At 54.7% G+C, this 19,983-nt stretch carries 14 protein-coding genes and 1 pseudogene; 8 read left to right on the top strand and 7 right to left on the bottom strand.

Translation table 11 applies throughout. The features are described from left to right. Window positions 1-197: 197 nt before the first annotated feature. Both KI811_RS08040 and KI811_RS08035 read right to left on the bottom strand, forming a co-directional pair. Window positions 198-1,328: a DUF362 domain-containing protein gene (locus tag KI811_RS08040; protein ID WP_214185946.1), complete on the bottom strand. Its 1,131-nt coding sequence runs from the start codon at window positions 1,326-1,328 to the stop codon at window positions 198-200. Beyond that, the gene (locus KI811_RS08035) at window positions 1,325-2,566 is read right to left on the bottom strand and encodes an NAD(P)/FAD-dependent oxidoreductase (RefSeq protein ID WP_214185945.1); all 1,242 of its coding nucleotides are present in this window, start codon (window positions 2,564-2,566) and stop codon (window positions 1,325-1,327) included. The genes KI811_RS08040 and KI811_RS08035 overlap by 4 nt, the downstream gene beginning before the upstream one ends. A gap of 181 nt (window positions 2,567-2,747) precedes the next feature. Here KI811_RS08035 and xerC point away from each other — a divergent pair, with 181 nt between their 5' ends. Together xerC and KI811_RS08025 are read left to right on the top strand one after the other, a co-directional pair. Continuing rightward, the gene (xerC, locus tag KI811_RS08030) at window positions 2,748-3,632 is read left to right on the top strand and encodes a tyrosine recombinase XerC (protein WP_214185944.1); all 885 of its coding nucleotides are present in this window, start codon (window positions 2,748-2,750) and stop codon (window positions 3,630-3,632) included. A 380-nt stretch (window positions 3,633-4,012) separates the two neighbouring features. Continuing rightward, entirely contained in the window at window positions 4,013-5,365 is a 1,353-nt protein-coding gene (locus KI811_RS08025) for a DEAD/DEAH box helicase (protein ID WP_214185943.1), read from the top strand. Window positions 5,366-5,530: 165 nt separating this feature from the next. Here the strand turns inward: KI811_RS08025 and scpC are convergent, their stop codons facing one another. Together scpC and KI811_RS18890 are read right to left on the bottom strand one after the other, a co-directional pair. After that, the gene (gene scpC, locus KI811_RS08020; protein ID WP_214185942.1) at window positions 5,531-7,126 is read right to left on the bottom strand and encodes a succinyl-CoA:acetate CoA-transferase ScpC; all 1,596 of its coding nucleotides are present in this window, start codon (window positions 7,124-7,126) and stop codon (window positions 5,531-5,533) included. Between the two features lie 259 nt (window positions 7,127-7,385). Then, a pseudogene (locus tag KI811_RS18890) lies at window positions 7,386-8,108 on the bottom strand (YifB family Mg chelatase-like AAA ATPase); the annotation flags it as partial. 150 nt (window positions 8,109-8,258) lie between these two features. Here KI811_RS18890 and KI811_RS08010 point away from each other — a divergent pair. From KI811_RS08010 to KI811_RS07985, 6 genes are all read left to right on the top strand, one after another. Next, window positions 8,259-8,918 (top strand): TnsA endonuclease N-terminal domain-containing protein, encoded by a 660-nt coding sequence (locus KI811_RS08010; RefSeq protein ID WP_214185941.1) that lies wholly within the window; start codon window positions 8,259-8,261, stop codon window positions 8,916-8,918. Continuing rightward, window positions 8,896-10,806: a Mu transposase C-terminal domain-containing protein gene (locus KI811_RS08005; protein WP_214185940.1), complete on the top strand. Its 1,911-nt coding sequence runs from the start codon at window positions 8,896-8,898 to the stop codon at window positions 10,804-10,806. The genes KI811_RS08010 and KI811_RS08005 overlap by 23 nt, the downstream gene beginning before the upstream one ends. A gap of 1 nt (window position 10,807) precedes the next feature. After that, on the top strand, window positions 10,808-11,719 hold the full coding sequence (locus tag KI811_RS08000) for a TniB family NTP-binding protein (RefSeq protein WP_214185939.1): 912 nt from the start codon (window positions 10,808-10,810) through the stop codon (window positions 11,717-11,719). Beyond that, window positions 11,716-12,900 (top strand): TniQ family protein, encoded by a 1,185-nt coding sequence (locus KI811_RS07995; RefSeq protein ID WP_214185938.1) that lies wholly within the window; start codon window positions 11,716-11,718, stop codon window positions 12,898-12,900. The genes KI811_RS08000 and KI811_RS07995 overlap by 4 nt, the downstream gene beginning before the upstream one ends. Before the next feature lie 297 nt (window positions 12,901-13,197). Then, the gene (locus KI811_RS07990) at window positions 13,198-13,362 is read left to right on the top strand and encodes a hypothetical protein (RefSeq protein WP_214185937.1); all 165 of its coding nucleotides are present in this window, start codon (window positions 13,198-13,200) and stop codon (window positions 13,360-13,362) included. Continuing rightward, window positions 13,363-15,381: a hypothetical protein gene (locus KI811_RS07985; RefSeq protein WP_214185936.1), complete on the top strand. Its 2,019-nt coding sequence runs from the start codon at window positions 13,363-13,365 to the stop codon at window positions 15,379-15,381. 172 nt (window positions 15,382-15,553) lie between these two features. On the opposite strand, the gene KI811_RS07980 is transcribed toward KI811_RS07985, so the two are convergent. The 3 genes from KI811_RS07980 to KI811_RS07970 are packed head-to-tail and all read right to left on the bottom strand — an operon-like array spanning window position 15,554 to window position 19,676. Then, window positions 15,554-16,246 (bottom strand): hypothetical protein, encoded by a 693-nt coding sequence (locus tag KI811_RS07980; protein ID WP_214185935.1) that lies wholly within the window; start codon window positions 16,244-16,246, stop codon window positions 15,554-15,556. After that, window positions 16,243-19,224, bottom strand: a complete 2,982-nt coding sequence (locus KI811_RS07975; protein ID WP_214185934.1) for an N-6 DNA methylase — start codon at window positions 19,222-19,224, stop codon at window positions 16,243-16,245. The genes KI811_RS07980 and KI811_RS07975 overlap by 4 nt, the downstream gene beginning before the upstream one ends. After that, on the bottom strand, window positions 19,221-19,676 hold the full coding sequence (locus KI811_RS07970; protein WP_214185933.1) for a MerR family transcriptional regulator: 456 nt from the start codon (window positions 19,674-19,676) through the stop codon (window positions 19,221-19,223). The genes KI811_RS07975 and KI811_RS07970 overlap by 4 nt, the downstream gene beginning before the upstream one ends. Window positions 19,677-19,983 lie beyond the last annotated feature (307 nt).

Raw genomic sequence — 19,983 nt, 5'->3', positions numbered from 1 at the left:
GGTGGTTAAGCCCGCCGCACTACGCGACGGGCATGCGTCGGCAACCCTCCTTGCAACGGGTTACCGGGCGAAGCATATAGATCGTGGTCCACATGGCCGAGGTCTCCTTTCGCAATGATGTTCCCGCGTTTTGCGGGCCTGATTCAATAGTAATCACCCCCCCGGAGGATGTCAACGGAGGGGGTGATTAAATATCTTTATACACATTTCTTAATCATTTTCAGGAGCGCCCCTTCCCGCACGTCGAGGGCACCCTCGGGACAGAGCTCCCGGCAACAGAAGCAGCGGATGCAGGCGTGGTAGTCAAAAGCCAGCTTTCCGTCCCTGATGGTGATGGCCCCCGGGGGGCAGACATCGCGGCAGATGCCGCAGAGGGTACACGCCTCGGGATTGCTGCAGGGGCGCGAGGTGAGGTAGTGGCGGAGCCGGTTCTTGAGAAAGCGGGGAAGGCCGAACTGGACATCGGAAATGTGGGGGAGGCGGAAGGGGGGAACCCGGGCGTCGTCAACCGTCACGCCGCAGGTTTCGATGGTTGAACGGTCCCAGCCGTCGATGCCAAGGGACTCGGCGGCCCGCTCCACCCAGAGGAGCTTCTTCGGGATGCCGGCCAGTTCGGCGGCGATGACATCCACCGCCACCGGATTCGTCCCGGCGAGAAGGAGCCCGCAGTGGCGCGGGTCGCCGCTTCCCGGCCCATCCCCCTCCATGGCGAGAATGCCGTCGACGATGGTCAGGTCGGGCCTGCGCAAAAGATAGATTTCCAGGAGCATCCGGGCGAAGAGCTCCCGGTCGGCCCCGGCCTTCAGGTGCCACCCCGCCTTGGCGGCCCCCACCACCGCGCCGAAGAGGTTCTTCACGGCGCAGGTCATAGTCATCATCTCGTGGGTCTTGAGCTTGGGGAGGTTGATGAGGCGGTCCGCCTCCAGGTAGGGGCGGGCGATCTGGAACTCCCGGAAGAGCCCCTGGCCCCGCACCGTCACCGTCTCGTCAAAGGGGACGAACTCGGCCCCGGTCTCCTCCACCACGGCCAGGATGCCGCTTCGCTCCGCCACGCGCCGGATGCCGCCGACGCCGGGGGAGTCACCCACGAGCGGAATCCCCCCCGCTTCCCTGACGAGGCCGATCACCTGCCGGAGCAGTTCAGGGTGAGTCGTGACCGCCCGCTCCGGCTCCTTCGCAGCAAGCATGTTCGGCTTGAGGAGGACCCGTTCCCCCGGCTTGACGAAGGAGGCCATGCCCCCCAAGGGCGCCAGGAGCCGGGCAAGGGCGGGCTGAACGACGTCGGACTGGTAATCCCCGGCCCGCTCGATGGCGACGGCGTGCCTCACTCCTCCACCCGCTCGGTGATGAGCCGCACCTGGCGCTCATGGAACCAGTAGTACCAGATCCAGTTGAGCATGACGACGATCCGGTTTCGGAAGCCGATGAGGTAGTAGAGGTGGAGCAGGAGCCAGACGAGCCACGCCGCATACCCCCGGAACTTCATGCCGAAGGCGCAGGCCACGGCCGCGCTCCGGCCGATGGTGGCCATGCTCCCCCGGTCACGGTAGCGGAACGGTTTGGGTGTTTCACCCTTCTCCCGGGCCACGATGGCCTCGCCGGCATAGGTCCCCATCTGCATCGCCACCGGCGCCACCATGGGGAGGGCCGCTCCGTCCTGCTCAAGCCAAGCCATGTCGCCGATGACATAGACTTCGGGATGATCGGCAAGGGTCAGGTCGGGCTCCACGGGAATCCGCCCCCCCGGCTTGGGGTCAACGTCGAGGGTGGCGGCCAGGGGTGCCGCCTTGACCCCCGCCGACCAGAAGAGGGTATGGGCCGGAATGATGGCGCCGTCGTGGAGGGTAACCCGCTCGGGCCCCGCATCCACCACCCGGGCGTTGAAAAGGACCTCCACCCCCATGGTCCGGAGCTTCTCCAGGGTGTACACCTGCAACTCCTGCGGCATGGCGGCAAGGAGCCGGTCGAATGCCTCCACCAGCACGACCCGGGCCGCCTGGACGCTCAACTCCGGGTAATCCTTGGCCAGGACGTAGCGGACAAGCTCCATGAGTGCCCCGGCAAATTCCACCCCGGTGGGCCCGCCACCCACGATGACGAAGGTCATGAGGGCCCGCCGCTTCGCCGGGTCGGGCTCCACCACGGCCCGCTCGAAGGCGGTGAGGATATGGTTGCGGAGCCGCTCCCCGTCCACCAGTTCCTTCAGGTCGAAGGCGTGGCGCTCCACCGATTCGAGGCCGAAGTAGTTGGTGACGCTCCCGGCGCCTATAATCAGATAATCGTAAGGGATGCGGCCGTTGCCGGTCACCACCTCCCGGGCCGGGAAATCGACCCCAGTCACCTCCGCCAGGTGAAAGCGGGTGCCGCTCCATTCCCGGGCCATGGCCCGCACCGGGTAGGCGATGGATTCCTGCTCGAGGCCCGCCGTCCCCACCTGGTAGAGGAGGGGCTGAAAGAGGTGGTAGTTGTTCCGGTCCACCAGCACCACGTCGAGCCCCTTTCCCGCCAGAACGCGGGCCGCCCTGATGCCGCCGAACCCCATGCCGATGATGACCACCCGTTTCACGATATCCTGTACCTCCCCGGTTATTGATAATTAACAAATCGTACTTCTCGTGTCCCCTCCCCGCCTTGACCCTGGTCAAAACAGGGAAACTTCAGAAGAATACCCTGTTTCCCCCCCGGAAACAACCAGAGTTCGGTTTACACGAAAATCTGCTATGATGGCCTCACCGAAAGGAGTTCCCATGGAACAGGAGATAGCCGCCTTCATTCGCCACCTGGAAACGGAGCGTAACGCCTCACCCCACACCCTGGCCGCCTACCGTTCCGACCTGGCCCAGTTCCGGGAGTTCGTCCAGGGCGAGCTGGTTCCGTCAACGGGGCCGGAGGGGGTGTCGCACCTCCTGATCCGACGCTGGCTCGCGCTTCTTCACCGGGACCACACCAAGAGTTCCGTGGGCCGAAAGCTGGCGGCGGTGCGGGCCTTCTTCAAGCACCTGGTCCGGACCGGGCGCCTCGTGAAAAACCCCGCGGAGCTGGTCTCCACCCCTAAGAAGGAGAAGAAAGTCCCCTACCACCTCTCCATCGACGAGGTCACCGCTCTGGTGGAAACCCCAAAGGAACCTGACATCCTGAGCCTGCGGGACCGGGCCATCCTTGAAGCCCTCTACTCCTGCGGCGTCCGGGTGTCGGAATTGACCGGCCTGAACGTCGGTGGGGTCGATCTGGAGGACGGCACCGCGAGGGTTCTCGGCAAAGGGGGGAAGGAGCGGATCGTGCCGGTGGGAAACATCGCCCGCGCCGCCATCTCCCGCTACCTCGACGCCCGGAACCATCCCCCCCTCGACGCCCCCCTCTTCACCAATGCCCGGGGGGGCCGCCTCACCTCCCGCAGCGTCCGGCGCGTGGTGGACAAGCACATCCTCCGGATCGCCGCCATGCGGAAGATTTCCCCCCACACCCTCCGCCACACCTTCGCCACCCACCTGCTGGAAGGGGGAGCCGACCTGCGGGCCATCCAGGAGCTCCTGGGGCACGCCTCCCTCTCCACGACCCAGAAGTACACCCACGTCGGCATCGACCGCCTCATGGAGGTCTACGACAAGGCCCACCCCAAGGCCCGGAAATAAATCCTTGTCATTTCATTAATTATCCCGTAGAGTGCCCATTGACTGATCAACGCTCAGGCGGAACCTGCCTTCAGGCACACCCACGAAGTACCCCCGCCATTTGCTTCATCGCTCACTAACCCCCTCTGCTTACGGCAACGCCCTACGGCGCAGCAGCACACACGGTTGGCGACGATGTATCATGCCAGTCATCCTGTGTTGCTGCCGTCCCCTATCAGGGCATCAGGTTGCCCTGCGGCTCACACGCGTACTCATTTCTGTCTTTTTCCGGTAACGATCACGGCGCCCTTCGCGACGCGCGTGGCATGGTGCGTTGCATGCCCGCAATTCGTCCGGCTGTGCCCGTTGGCGTTCGGAAACGACCCTAAAGGAACCGATTCATGACGTTTGCTGAACTGAACCTCCTCCCCCCCATCCTCAAGGCGGTCGCCGCCTGCGGCTACACCGACCCGACCCCGATCCAGGCCCAGGCGATTCCCAGGGCACTGGAGGGCCGCGACCTTCTCGCCACGGCCCAGACCGGCACCGGCAAGACCGCAGCCTTTGTCCTTCCAGCCCTCCAGCGTTTGGCCCGCCCGGCCCAAAAGCCCGGCCGCGGACCCCGCGTCCTGGTCCTCACCCCCACCCGGGAACTGGCCCAACAGGTGACCGACGCGGTCCGCTCCTACGGCAAGCTCCTGCGGATACGCAGCGGTGCCATCCTTGGCGGCATGCCCTACCGGGAGCAGCTTCGGCTCCTCTCGGCGCCGGTGGACCTGATCGTGGCCACACCGGGACGCCTCGTGGACCTGCTGGACCGGAGAAGCCTCGACCTCTCCCGCCTGGAGTTGCTGATTCTCGACGAGGCAGACCGGATGCTCGACATGGGTTTCAGCGATGACGTGGACCGGGTCGCCGCAGCTTCTCCCTCCGACCGCCAGACCCTCCTCTTCACCGCCACCATGGACGCCACCATGGCGCGCCTGGCGGGGCGGCTCCTGAACGAACCAGAGCGCATCGAAATCGCGGGCACAAAGACAACCCATGAGCATATCGAACAGCGCCTCCACGTGGCCGACGACCTCTCCCACAAAAACAGGCTGCTCCAGCATCTGATCACCGATGGCGACGTCCAGAAGGCGATCATCTTCTCCGCCACCAAGCGCGATGCCGAAAACATGGCTATCGAACTCCGGAGCCAGGGGCACTCCGCCGCGGCACTCCACGGCGACATGCCCCAGAATGCACGCAACCGGACCATCGCCGCCATGAAGCAGGGGAGAATCCGGCTCCTGGTGGCCACCGACGTTGCGGCCCGCGGCCTGGACGTCACCGGAATAAGCCATGTCATCAACTTCGACCTGCCGAAATTCGCCGAGGACTATGTCCATCGCATCGGCCGCACGGGCAGGGCAGGTGCATCGGGGATCGCCATCTCCTTTGCCTCCCTCAATGAGGTCAGCTACCTGGCCCGGATCGAGCGCTACATCGGCCAGTCCCTCCCCGAGCACCGGATACCGGGGCTTGAACCGCGCCGGCCGCTGTCCCGCGTCTCGGCAGGGAAAGGGAGCAGACCGGGAGGCTCCACCGGTGGTGCACGGAAAAGCTACGGGCCTCGCGATAACGCCAAGACGGGCGGCAGCAGGTCAGGCAGCGCCAAACGCTCCCCCTGGGGCGATCGCTCGTCATCCCATGGGCCGATCGTCGAATACCGCAACTCCAAGAGCAGCGGGCAGCCCCGCAGGCAGTCCTGACCCCAGGGCTACCGGACCGGCGGGGACATGAGTCGCCGAGTCACGCCATTGCCGGCCGCGCATTGACAAGGAAACTCCCCTTTCTCTGCTCATCAGAATGCCACGAAAAAAGCCCCACCGGTTTCCCGGCGGGGCTTTTTTCGTGGCTGGCACTGGCTGTCGATCTTACTCGCAGAGGTCGATCTTCACATCCCAGTTCTTGATCTTCATGGTGCCGTTGCGCTCCAGGTTGAGGTGCATCTTGAAGGCGCGGTCCCACAGCTGCGGCTCGTGGCCGACCTTGCGGGCAAGGCAGTCCTTGGAAGCGATTTCCAGGTACTCGCTAAGGATCGGCTTGTAGTCCGGGTGGGCGCACTTCTCGATGATCCGCTTTGCACGGTCCTTCGGAGCCATGCCGCGAAGGTCGGCCAGACCCTGCTCGGTAACGACGCAGTCCAGGTCGTGCTCGGTGTGGTCGATGTGGGAGCAGTGCGGCACCACGCAGGAGATACCGGTCGGGTCGGTCTTGGAGGGCCGGCTCGACGGGGTGTGCATGATCTTGAGGAAGCCGTTGCGGAGGAAGTCGCCGGAACCGCCGAGGCCGTTGATCATCCGAGTACCGCCAACCAGCGTGGAGTTGGCGTGGGCATAGATGTCGATCTCGACCGGGGTGTTCATGGCGATACACCCGAGGCGGCGGATCGGCTCAGGGGCGTTGGAGATGGAGAGGGGACGCAGGGTGCACTTGCCGAAGTACTTGTCCCAGTTCTCGAAGAAGCGCGGGAAGCCCGGGCTCTCGGAGAGGGAGAGGGAGCAGGCGGAAGCTGCATCGCACTTGCCGGAATCAAAGAGATCCAGAATAGTATCTTGGAGAACCTCGGTGAAGACGGTCAGATTGGTGAAGGGCCCCTTGGCCAGACCGCCGATGACGGCGTTGGCGATGGAACCGACGCCCGACTGGATCGGGAGGAGGTTCTTGGGAAGACGGCCGGCCTTCACTTCGTGGGAGAAGAAGTCGATGAGGTGGTTGGCGATGGCCTCGGAGGTGTCGTCCTGCTCGGCAAAGGCGCGCCCCTTGTCACGGAGCTTGGACTCGACCACGGCAATGATCTTGCTCGGGTCGCACGGCACGTAGGAGGTGCCGACGCGCTCGCCGGCGCTGGTGATCGGGATCACCTGGCGGTTCGGCGGGGTCTGGCAGACGATGATGTCGTGAATCCCTTCGAAGGAGGGCTGGCCGGTGTTCACCTCGACGATGATCCGGTCGCACTGCATGAGGATCTCGGGGATGACGCCGCAGGAGGTGGTGGGAACCAGGCCGCCGTCCTCGGTGATAGCGGAGACTTCGATGATGGCGAGGTCAAGCCGGCCGGTCTCGCTGTCCTTGGTGTAAAAGCCGTAGCCCAGGTCCTGGGCGAAGAGGGAAAGGTGCTTGTCGCCCATCCGGATCCGGCCTTCGTTGATGCCAGCGGCGATGTTCTTGCCGGTCTGGTACGGCCAGCGGCGGTCGATCATGTCGAGGGTTGCCCAGCGGTCTTCGGTTTCGGCACCGACGGAGGCGCCGATAAAGAGGTTGAATTTCCACTTGCCCTGGAGGTTGTTCTTCTCAACGTGGTCGGCCAACGCGATGGGAACCACCTTGGGATAGCCTGCCGGCGTGAAGCCGGACCAGCCGAGGTTCATGCCCGGCTTGAAGAACTGGACAGTTTGCTCGGGGGTCATGACCTTGTTGAGCAGTGACTTGCAACGTACGCGGTCTTGCAGTGTGCCGTACTCTGACATCTCTTACCTCCGTTTTGTGATGGTGATTACAAGCAAAGCCTGTAAACGCTGGTACAAAAGTTGACACTACTCAACATCTGAAACGAAAAATCAGTCAAATCTGCGATAGTGTCTACCTAAAATTAGAACCGGATTTTACTTGCGCACCATTCTTTAGTCAAGCTAAAAAATTATTAACTATTCATGGAGTAGCACCGGGGATGCGGCATACTGCATACATTTGCAGACACCTTGCACAATGGAGGAGGAAAGAGTGGCGTCACGACGACACCTTGCGGTCCAGGCTGCGGTATTGGATCGCCTCGGAGACGTGCTGCTCCCTGACCGCATCGCTCCCATCCAGGTCGGCGATAGTGCGGGCCACCTTGAGAATGCGGCTGTAGGATCGGGCAGAGAGTCCGAGCCGATCGGTAACCAGTTCCAGCATCCTGCTTCCGGCCGCGTCCGGCTCACAGAACTTCTTTATGAAACGGGGTGTCATCTGGGCGTTGCTGTGAACTTTGGAGCCCCGGAAACGATCCCGCTGGACCTCCCGGGCGCGCTCCACGCGGCTGCCGATGTCCCGGGAGCTTTCCCCCTCGCTGCGGTCGGCCAGATCACGGTACTTGACGGCGGGAACCTCAATGTGAATATCGATTCGATCAAGAAGCGGCCCGGAGATGCGGGAACGGTAGCGCTGAACCATGACCGGCGTGCAGGAGCAGGGATGGAGGGGATCTCCCAGATAGCCGCAGGGGCAGGGGTTCATGGCTGCCACGAGCATGAAGCGCGACGGATAGGTAAGGGACATGAGGGAGCGGGAGATGGAGACGCGCCCGTCCTCCAGGGGCTGGCGGAGGACCTCCAGGACATGCTTCTTGAACTCCGGCAACTCATCGAGGAAAAGAACGCCATGGTTCGCCATGGAGACCTCGCCGGGGCGGGGCGTGTTCCTGTCATTTTTAATAGTTCGTGCTACCAATTCCCACCTGCCGACGAAGTCATTTTTCCGCGTCGAATATAGCCATTTATGCTAAATTGTCAATATAGATTAATTGTTTCAAATTTTAAAAGTTAATGCTACTCTTTGCATAGTTAGTGCTACAAAATCGCAATTTTCACTAGATAGCGCTACAAAATTGCAGAGGGGCGCATGCCAGTCCGCAAGATCCCCAAAACATACCGCTCCATCTCCGGCAGGTTTCCGAGCGCCATCAACGGACGCTGCATTGGTTACGAATCCAAACTTGAGAGGGACTACTATCTCCGCCTTGAGTTCGATCGAACCATCGCAAGCTACGAGGAGCAGCCCATCAGGCTTTCCGGCTCGGTTGATGGCAAAGAGGTGTCCTATACGCCAGACTGTCTGGTCATATTCCTCGACGGCAAACCGCCACGAATCGTTGAAGTCAAATCCCAGGAAGAATTAGATAAGAAAGCCGAAGACCTCGAGCGAAGGTTCTCCCTTGCGAGAAACCACGTCGAGGTACAAGGTGGCGAATTTGTCATCATAAAAGAAAAGGATATCTATGATGACGCTCTTGCCAACTATCGCCTCATCTACCGCTTCGTCAAGCCTCCCCATAATATCGAAACGAAACGCAAACTAATCATTGGAATACTAGAGCACGCCGGGCCCTTGCCTCTCAGAGATCTTCTGAAATCCCTTGGAGAGGACCGCATAGCCCAGGCCCATTTCACCCGTGCCATCTGGCACATGTTGTACACACGTGAAATAGAGGCCGATCTGAGCAAGCCAATAAGTCACAGCACCATATTGAGGATCTCAAATGGCACAGAGAATCTCTCTTAAGGCCGGAAGTATCGTCTTCTGCGGAAACGTGGAATACGAGGTTATTGGACCCGTAGACTTCAGCTCCGTCAAGGTGCGTAATGTCATCGACGGAGCAATTCGAGTCCTGACATTGGGAGAGCTATCGGCACGAAGTGCTGATGAGGAGAAGGTCCCTGCAGCGCCACTCAACTGCCTTTCCGAAAAAGATCAGAAGATCTCCTTGCAGCGGTTCGAGATCATCAAGCCCGCTGTGAGGAATAAGCTCTCGCGAAAGAAAATCGAAGAGCTTGCCGCGCAGAATGGAGTCCACTTCACGACTATCTACCGGATGCTTCGGGAATACAGAAAATCGGCCACACCCTCTTCCCTGATGCCGAAAACGCATTGCCGTGGCGGCAAAGGGCAACATCGAATAGCACAGGCTGTGGAGGATATCATACGGCAGCATTTCAAAGCTGTAGTGGAGGCCAAATTGGTCGACATCACCAAGGTTTCCATACAGTCTCTCCAAACAGACATAAAAAACAAATGTAAGATTGCGGGATTGAAGGTGCCAACGTGGGTCACCGTAGCCGATCGGCTGGAGACATACCTTAAGGAGCAGAATATCCCAAGGCAGAAGGGCCGCAGGAAGAGACGCCAACGCCCGACTGCTGGGGGCACATTCCCAGATGCGAAATGGCCACTCGACGTGGTGCAGATAGACCATACGCCGCTCGACCTAATATTGGTTGACGATAAGGACCGCGAGCCCATTGGCAAGCCATATCTTTCTCTAGCCATTGACGTTTTTAGCCGAATGGTATTGGGCTTCAGCCTGTCATTCGACGCGCCAAGCATCTTTTCGGTCGGCCAACTGATCGCCCACTGTATCCTTCCTAAAGACCATTTTCTCGAGAGCGTGGGTGTCAATGCAAAGTGGGAGACATTCGGCATCATGCGGACCTTGCTCCTTGATAATGCCGGGGAATTTCGCAGCGAAGACTTCGTTCCGTTTGAGGAAGAATACTGGGTGGAGATCAGTTGGCGCCCTGTTGCCACTCCCGAATACGGGGGGCACATTGAGCGGTATGCCAAGACCCTTAACAACAAGATCCATAATGAACCTGGCAGCACGTTTTCGAACATCAACGATCGCGGTGACTACCCTTCCGAAGAAAAAGCCGTCTACACCATTGATGAAATAGAGAAGTGGCTCACCATACTCATCGCAAAGGAGTACAACGAGGAAGAGCATTCAGAGTTGGGCATGTCACCACGCAAAAAATACGAGCTCGGCATTTTCGGCGACGACAAGACCGTAGGAATCGGACTCCCAGACATAGTCGAAGATCAGGAACGGCTCAAAATTTTTCTTCTTCCGACGTTCTGGCGCACAATCCAGCGCGAGGGGATAAAACTCGACAAAATAAAATACTTCCACGATATTTTGAGACACTGGGTCGGCAAAACGGACGGGAACGGCAACGCTCGTAAGTTCCTGTTCAAGCGCGATCCGAGGAAGATAAGTCCTCTCTATTTTTATGACCCTGACCGAAAGGAATTTTTCAAACTTCCATACAAAGACCTCACTCGGCCCCCAATGACCATTTGGGAGCTTCAGGGTTCCAAAAAGCGCTGCAAGGAAAAAGGGATCGACGATCCAGACGAACAGCAGATATTCGAGGCCTATGCTGAGCGGATGAAGATCAGGGACGAGGCGGTCGCGAAGACCAAGCAGGCCAGGCGGGAGCGAGAGGTCGAGAGGCGGCGGGTCAAGAGCAAACCCATTGACCAGACAGACCGTGGCAACGCCTTCGCAAAAACCGAGGAACAGTCCGCTCCCCTGGATGACATCGCGAGCATTTATGATGACGCATCACTGCTGGATGGCGTGATCGTGAAGAAAACTACGGGGGAAGAGTAACGTGACGATAGACGACAAGCATGTCGCCAGACTGCTCCCCGACGCCAAGGAAATGATTGGCAGGAGCCTCGAAGAAAGGATCCATTACATACATCAGGATCGGTGGCTTCCATATACCCAGGCGGACCGTCTCCTTTCGAAATTCGAGATGCTGTTGAAGATGCCGCGAAAGATCAGGCCACCGAGCCTTCTCATCGTCGGCGATTCCCATTGCGGCAAAAGCACCCTGGTGCGCCGATTCAAGGACATGCACCCACCCACCGACGGGGTTTACGAATCGGCCTGCCCTGTCTTTTACCTCGAATCCTGCCCCCCGGAGACAGATGAAGGCAGGCTCTATGATGAGATCCTCACGACTCTCATGGTGCCGTTCCGCTACAACGACAGGCCGGACAAGAAGTTGCACGAGGTGATCTACCAGTTCGAGCAGATTCAGGTCCAGATGATTATCCTGGACGAAATCGGCCATGCACTGAGTGGGGCAGTTCTCAAGCAGCGTGTCCTTCTGAATGCGCTTAAGGCGCTCCATAACAAGATGCACGTCCCCATCATCTTGGTCGGCACGATGGAGGCCCTGTACGCGACGAGCAGCGACGAGCAGTTCGCCAGCAGGTTCAAGGCGGAACACCTGCCGCGGTGGGAATACGGCAACGAGTTCCAGAGGTTCCTTGCACGGCTCGAGCTGACCCTTCCTTTGAGCATGGCGTCTCTGCTTGCAGATCCCGATCTGTCGAAACTTATTTTCGAGCGGGCAGAAAGCGGCTGCATAGGCGATTTCGTAGACTTGGTCAACGAGGCAGCCATTATGGCGATCAATAGCGGGAAGGAGCAGATAACGGCAGAAGAGATCAAAGGCTGCGACTTCACCCCGTCGTCAAAGAGGCAACCGCCGGCGGAACGGGGCCTCAAGTGACCAAGCTGGTGTTCAAGGTGCGCAGGAGGGGGCCATACGCCCACTACAAGTTCCCCCTCAAGCTGCGGCCCCATGAGGATGAACTCCTGAGTTCCTGGCTTATCCGTCTGGCCCTGCGGCACCGCACCATGCCGATGACGTTCACCAACCTGTATATGCCGGAAACAAGGAACAAGTTATGGTCTGCCGACATGGATCTGCAGTCAGACCAGGATCTCTTGTCGGCATTGGCGATGAAAAGTGGTGCGCCGTTGGAAGCACTGCAGGCAATGACGCTTGGGGCCTACGAAGGGTACCTGTTCGAAAAGGCCTTTACGAAGACCGGAGGGACGCAGTTTGTCATGCCGCTCCGGATGCGCGGGAGGCAAAGCACTTCATACGGTCTCCGCTACTGTCCGAAATGCTTACGGGAAGACGAGCAGCCATACTTCAGGCGGAAGTGGCGGTTGTCGTTCTCAACCGCATGTTTGCGGCATAAATGTTTTCTATTGGACAGGTGCCCGGCCTGTCAGGCTCCGCTCACCATTTACCGCAAGCCTTCGGTGTCGGACTTCCCGAACTGCGACAAATGCGGCTTCCGGCTCAAGGATGCCGAAGTCGAATCGATCGCCAGGGACTCGTACGGACTGAAGGCGATTAAACGCATGTACGCGATTCTAGGCTGCGGGTTTGTCATGCTAGGGGAAGTGCCCGTCTACTCATTCCTCTTCTTTATCATCATCCACCAACTATGGAAGGCCGCCCATTTCTGGGATAAGACCGGCGGCTTCTTGCGCCATGAAGTAATGAGGGATAGTGTTGACGACCTGACCTGGGAACTTAAACCGACTGTTTTGGAACAGATTCGACTGAAGGAGCATTATCTGTTTTTTTCCGGGCTGATGCACCTGTTTGAGGATTACCCGGACAGACTGGTGGATTACTGCCATCGGAACCGACTTGGCAAGACGGAACTTACGAGGGATTTACGCATCGTTCCTTACTGGTACTCCAAGATCGTCGACCTTTTCGATCAAACGTTCTGGCCTTTAAGCAGTGAAGAAGTTTCAAGTGCCTTGCAATACATGATGAATCAGGGGATGAGTGCAGGGCGGGCACAGGTGACGGAGTTGATAGGTAGAGGCATCGACTGCCAAAAGCGTAAAGATATCGCCAAAGTATTCAAACAGTGCCAAAAGTGACGGACTATCCTTGGCTCGTGTGAACGAAGAAAAAACCGTACCAACTTACAGATGCGACTGCCATCAAGTACCTGAATCTGAACCGGGATAGCGATTGACGTGGATGCCCGCTACCGGAAGCACGGTGCCGGCAAAGGGCCATTTATACGAGGCTCACCCCCCAGGTTGGAAAATTTGTGGGACGTGTTACACTTAAGGTGCACTCTTCGGTGGTGCATCGAACAAATTGCTTGACAACCGTGAAGGTTTCCCGATAATAGTCAGTCCGTGACATGCTGGAAAGGATGGTGATTCCTAATGACCGTCGAAAGCTTATTGAAAGCGGCTATGGAAACAGTTGTTGACGACGAGAAGAAAAGGGCCTTGGCTGCCCGGCTTAAAGCAGCAGAAGAACGATTTGAAAAATGCTCCCGTGAGAAAATGGTCACAGAGGAGTTCCTATCCCGCGCCTACAGCATGTAGATGATTCCCTATCTAGTCTGCCAATTCAGCAAACCGGCCCTCAGTAATTTGGTGAAGGAATGTTTTGGTTCTGACTTTCCTGACGTCTTCAACAAGCCGCAAGTAAACTTCCTCTTCCATTACCTCACAGACCTCAAGGCTAAATCCATACTCCTTGAACGGGAATATCAGGATAAGGATTACCTAGAGGACTTTTCACGCTATTACGTCAAATGTTTCCAAAATGGCGGCCATAAATGCGCACGCCTTCACTTCTTCCAAGACGAACTCAATCATACCAAGCTTGACCGTGTCCTAATGGAGGGCAAAAGGTCTGCCGATTACGGTACCTTCCAGGCATCTTACCTTGGCTTTATCGTAATCAAGCCATTGCCGATGACCTTCATTGGAAAAACCTGCCTTAGACTCTATCCGGGACTCGCATCAAACACCCCCCCTGTCAGCAAACTGTTATGCAGGAGATATCACATCAGTCTATTCGGGATCGACTTGCATGTTGACTCGATCGCATTCCAAGAACAGGATAAAGTGGTGTCAGCTTGTGCAACTACTGCCATCTGGAGTGCTTTGCATGGTTGCGCTTGGAAAGATGACCGGCTGATTCCTGCGTGTAGTGAAATCACGACTAATGCCATCAATCATATTGACGGGTCGAACAATAGTTTTCCCAACAAGGGACTATCTCACAAACAGATACTTAGAGCTTTGGATTTTGAGGACCTGAAACATCACATGGAACTGGTACCTCACGCCTCGAAATGGGAAATCTTCGACATTGTACGCTGTCACATAGATAGTAACGTTCCATTGATTCTTGGTGCCGACATTTACAACAAAAAGGGCACGTTCATGGGGGGACACGCTGTCACCATCCTTGGCTACCAAAAAGAAGGAGAGAAGCTTTCCCTCTACGTACATGATGACCGGTTTGGCCCATTCGCGAAGGCAAGAGTAATCGAAAATGGTGGTAAGTCTTTACCGAAGTCGCTGCGCAAACAAAGCGACATCAAGTGTCTACTCACCCTGCAGCATAAAGACAGCAAGGGCAACTGGAAACCGCCTCACGAATATCTGAATTTGTCGTGTTTAATAATCCCCACCCAGAAGAAGGTTCGGATTTCTTACAATTATCCATTGCGAACATGCCAGTTAATCGTCGATGAGTTTGAAAACTGGCTTACAGAGCTGGGTGAAGAGGCTCATACTACATTTGCAGACACTCTCACCTTCTCGACGCGACTGTATGAAGTGTCTGAGATAAAAAGAGAAATTCTTGGGTTACCTCTTCCGCGAGGAAAGGACTGTGATCGTTTTAAACATGATCGAGCCAGCCTCCTTACGCAGAGTTGTGCTCGATTTCAGTGGGTGGGAGTGTTCTCATTTTATGGGGAGAGGGCCTTCAGTATCCTGTTTGACGCAACTGATATTCCGCAGGGTAACGCCATTACAAACATATTTATCGAAAACCAAAAATACTCAGCATTGGTGCTAAAGCTTCTTAAGGGGTATACTGTCGAAGAACACTGTGGCAGCTTTATACACTTGGTTTACAAATACCTTAATAAGGATCCTCAACACGATTACAACCACCATCTAGACCAGACCTATGGGCATCTGCGCGCCCCGCAATATTTGAAACCAAAAGAAATTAGCAATGGCGACATCAAACACAATCCGTACTTGCAAGTCTATTATGAAAGGTGTGAGAAGAGCCTCGATGAGATCTACGGAGTCGTGCCCAAAAAACAAGGGCTGATATGGGCGATTGCTGCTGACGGAGGGCTGCTGATTGGTGTAGACAAAGGACATCCGACCCTAACCGGATTCAAACCGGCTCGCATATCTGGAGAGCTGAAAAGAACTCCGCCTTTGTGGAAAATCAACGTAAAGTCTGGCCGGTACAGCAGGGATTACCCCGACGCTACCAGGTTACTTGAAAACGCACTGTACAAGTTCAAGAGCATATTCCCCAAATCAAGCGATGCATTGCATATCGAAGAACCTCAGCCTTCGACGTAGTGGCAAATAGAGATGCCGGAAGTCCTCACTTTTAGCTGGACCAGTTTCCGGGAGGAGGTCAATAGCCTCATCCAGGCAGCCAAGGCTAGGGCTGGGGGCTATCGTAATCCCCGAAACCTGATCACCGTGGCCTACATCATCGCCGGCAAGCTCAACTTCAAGTCGCTAATCCTCAACCCACTTGAAACGTCGAAGAGCCCTCGTTTTTCGTTGTGCCCTTAACCTTTAGGAATGAGTGAAAGAGAAAAATAGTATCATTTTCTTCCCGCAGGTGCTTGCTTTTCCACACATCTGGTTGACTTTGATGCATTGCCAACTCTTCGGCTACGGATTTGTGCTTTGCTATGAATTTATTTACTGCTGCCACAGCTACACTCTTAGTAGTCCCCGCCAGAAGATAACCAACCATAAATCCGTAGCGATGGTTAGAAGAGTATTGGCCAGAGCAAAAGCGATTAATCCCAGAAACCACATATTCTCGCACTAAGTCGCTGTCATTTCCATCGAGTCTCTTGCACTCGATGATAGCGTGCGGATCATGCTCTTCCATTTCGATAAACACATCCGTTACAAAAATAGGGATATCTGTTCTCCCGTCAGGTATCCGGAGCGATGGTTTAGACCTTGACTCAGTTCCAGGAAGCACAACAATGTTTTTCAACCCTCTGCTCTTCAGAGCTGCACGCATTCCATCACGCAGACATTCCGTAAATGGAACCTCTAAGGCTGAGGGATCGAACTTGGAGTCCTGGCGAGCCATCTCCCACCCTTCATGGGTTGTAGCAAGCAAAACAGCTACTATATCTTCGACCAGACAAATAAATGGGCGGCCAACGGCGAGAGATTGGCCAAATGGTATACTCACTGAGGGATCCCGTGAAAGCTTTCTTTGATAAGATCGTCTACGTCTCTAAGAGCGATACTCTTCATCCAAAAACGCCTTGCAGCAGGTTTAATCATGATGACTTCGTTATTCCCATTTGCGCGAACTTCTCTTTCTCCAAGGATGGACGACGAAATAGGTAGTTTTATCTGACGTCCAATATCATCTAGAACGACCTGAAGGTCGTGCGACGGGGTAATTATTTGAACAGAAGGGGTGGAAGGACGCTCGTTCAGGGCAAATCGTACAATTCGTATAGGAGCGTTTCGTGGCAGATCGTAAATCTCAGCCGCTAGGCTGCGTACATTCCGAACCTGCAACCACTTACTTATTTCTTTTACAAAGGTCTCTGAATAAGTTTTGAGATCATCATTTGTGTTGGCTGGTTGAGCGTAAAAATTTCTTCCCTTTTCCCATTGCCATCCAGCTCTGACATAAGCATCTCTGACAAGAATTCTATCTTCTTCATCTAGTCCGTATAGGTCAAATACAGCTTCATCAAGATCAACAAATACTGATGAGTCTGAAGTGTTATGAAGCGATGTCATGAGGGCAAATAAGCGTTTCGCAGTGTTAGAATTCAACGCAACTTCCATGTCGGGAAGGGGCAGTTTTTCAACTTCTTTTTTTAGTAAACGGCGCTTCCAAATCCCAAATTCACTAGAGGCCATCAAGAAGAACCATGTAGCTAATGAAGAATTCAAAATGGCTGCTAGTAGATTCGCAAGCTCTGGATTCAGCTTGTGAAATGAAGCACCAAAAAAAGCATCTGTAAAAACAACATCATTTTTTGCGACAGCGGCAATCGGTCTTGGTGATCCTCTAAAGAACTCCTTGATTAAAACAATTGGGCTTCTATAAATGTCTCTGTTCCGCGGCCATTCAGCTTTTTCATAGGGGAAAGCATCAAGTCCATCACTTATGTTGAAATGTGACATATCACTGGACTCAACCACATCAAGGCCGATCAAGTCTTTTGATTCTCGTGTCCTGTTAGATGGTGCGCCTAGGATCAGCCCATCTCTTAACTCAGTTCCGATGTCTGACAACCAGATCCCAAGTGATTTCATTTGGTTTTGGAGCCGGCTAAGTAATTTCAAATCTCGGTCATGACCATAAATCTTTGCTTTCAATATTTCTGGCCTATCAATCCAGTCATCAATTCTGAAATCTACAATATCGCTTGGTGCTATTGTGAAGGTTTTTGATTTCTCCCCTGATGCTGACCACCGAACGTTCACCAGCGTGACAATCCCATCCTTTGTGTCTGGTCTCCTGCAACGCCCTAACACAGCAACGGCAGGCTTAGTGGCAGTGGGGAAAAGCCATGGAAGCGCCGAAAGATTAACAATGGTCGCAGGAGAGAGCATTTCAATTGTGCGCTGGGAAGCATTACACCCACTATCGCTAGATGCAAAAAAAGGAGTGGCATCGAGGATAATGCCGAAACGTGTATTCCCATGCGCAAAATCCAATGCCCTGTGAACAAAATCTTGGCTTTCACTGCGTGGCAATATAGGGGTGTTATTATCCTTCCTTCTCCGCCCCCGGCGTGCAGCAGTCCCTGTCTTTCCTTTGAATGTCCAAGGTGGGTTTCCGACGATGATGTCGAAATTTCTAAGCCCATTGTCGTGACGCAACGGTGCGCCATCAGGAGTATTTTCAATTGAATGTGCGTCACCAATGAAGAGGGACTTGCCTATAAGGGGGTCAAATTTTAGGACTTCTGGTGGGTAGGGCTCGGGGTCCAGTTCAATAGCAGCAAGGTAGAGGCTAAACGCGGCAACTCGGATTGCCGCCTCACTGCAGTCAATGCCGAAAATCTGATTGTACAGTGTTTCCCTAATGCAGTGTCGGCTGGGTTTTTTGCCCGCTGATTTGATCGCAACTAATCGTCTCAAGCTTTCGACAAGGAATATCCCCGAACCGCAGGTCAAATCCAAAACTGTCTCGTCCCCTGTGATGTTGTGGTGGATGACTTCATTCAGAATCAAGCTAACAACAGTCAAGGGAGTATAGTGCACACCGTTCAGCCTTGCTTCTGGTTCTATCGTCGAGGAGTCATCCTTTGGAGTGGCAGAATGTGCGAACTGTTCATATATCGAACTAATCAGCTCAATTGGGATAAGGTCAAACTGGTAAGGGAAAAGTGATCGCTGTCCATTGGATAAATCAGTTCCTTCGAGAAAATCGGCAACGAGCGCCAATTCTCTTCCCATGGTTCGTATCCCAACGGCAGACGCTTCGGGAAACATGTCGCCATTAAATACGGTCTTTAACTTTTTAAACAGATTTTGAGCGGCATCGCCATCCCTCAAAGCGGCCTGAAGGGTTTCCTTCCCACATGAAGCTACAAGATACTCAGTGCTGATTATTCCTCTGTCGATAAGATATTTCGTGAATATACAACGACCGACCAGGGCTTGGGCAATATCACTTGGCAACCCATCTGGCTTGACGGTGAGATGCTTTTCGAGTTGGTATAGATCTCTCAGTAACTGCTGGTCTACTCTCGTGCCACAGCATTTGGCATCAGGATGCAACCAGAACTGCCCGGTTTCCATAGCCAGTCTTCCTGCGAAATCATTCAGTCGTCGCAGATCCTCTTCAATAACCCTGAACGTTTGTATGCGATGCTGTTCAGCATCGTTTTTTGCTATGGGCTTGCCGTACCCGCTGTAAAGATTGACCGTCCCTGGGGAGATGACCCAAAAAAGAGGTGTGTAACCTTCATTCCAGATTTCTTGCCGCCAAGTTGCTACCGTTTCAGGGCACGGATCGGTGTCAGTGTATTTAAAATAAATAGTGAGTGAGGACGAACTACGCCAGAGGGCATCGGGGACAAACTTTCGTCCTCTCCTCATAGACTGTGCATCTGCACCAATAATGACACCTGGAGCAGGCTCATTATTGGTGATATATCCAGTTTCTTCTAAGACTTTTTGCAAGTCTATAGTCATTGCCTATTTCCTTTTACTGCTTTAGGAGGGAATGGCAGCATGCGTTGACTTGGAATTTCAATGACCGGATATAGCTCATCTTGAAGCCGTACAAGCACAATGTCACACGATATGATGATGGTAACGCCTTTTTCTGCTACCTCATGCCAGTTGGACTCGGAAACTATGACAGCACTATTATGGCTTAGAGCAATAAACTTACCCCTTAGATTCTGCCAAAACGTCTTAGAAAGGAGTTTAAATAATTCGTCAAGGCCGCCGACTATTCCTGAAATTGGAACACCTGCATTTGTTACTTCACGTACTACTGACAAGGAAATTAGATCTGAAAAAGTATATCTGGCTGCCTTGCCGGTTTTCGGACGCAAATATGTCACTACGTGACGCCAGTGACGCAGCGTTTCGACGGAAAGCCCGACTATTTCTCTAGTTTGTTCCTGCGTGTATCTCATTTTCTCCAACTTGCTGATGAGCTTCTTTTGCCGGGGGAGCGCAGCCTGACACCTCTTGTTAGCGAATTATTAACTTATAAGGAATTTATAACATTTTTACCTGTTGTTGACAACAAGTAAAAATGTGGCGGTACCACATTGTCATGCTCTCCTCAACCGAAGTCGCTCATAATCCACTAGCCATATTTTTGTATATTTTTGTAGTGCCAAAAGTAGACTTTTGGCACTGATCCTTATTCCGATTGACCCTTTTCCCCCTGTTTGCCCAGCGCCCAAACCGCTGCCAAAAACAAAGTGTAAAAAGTTG

Origin of the sequence: Geobacter hydrogenophilus, assembly GCF_018501225.1 — a bacterium.
Classification (GTDB): domain Bacteria; phylum Desulfobacterota; class Desulfuromonadia; order Geobacterales; family Geobacteraceae; genus Geobacter; species Geobacter hydrogenophilus.
The sequence above is the reverse complement of the archived record's forward strand: the minus strand, read 5'-3'. Positions and strand labels throughout refer to the sequence as shown.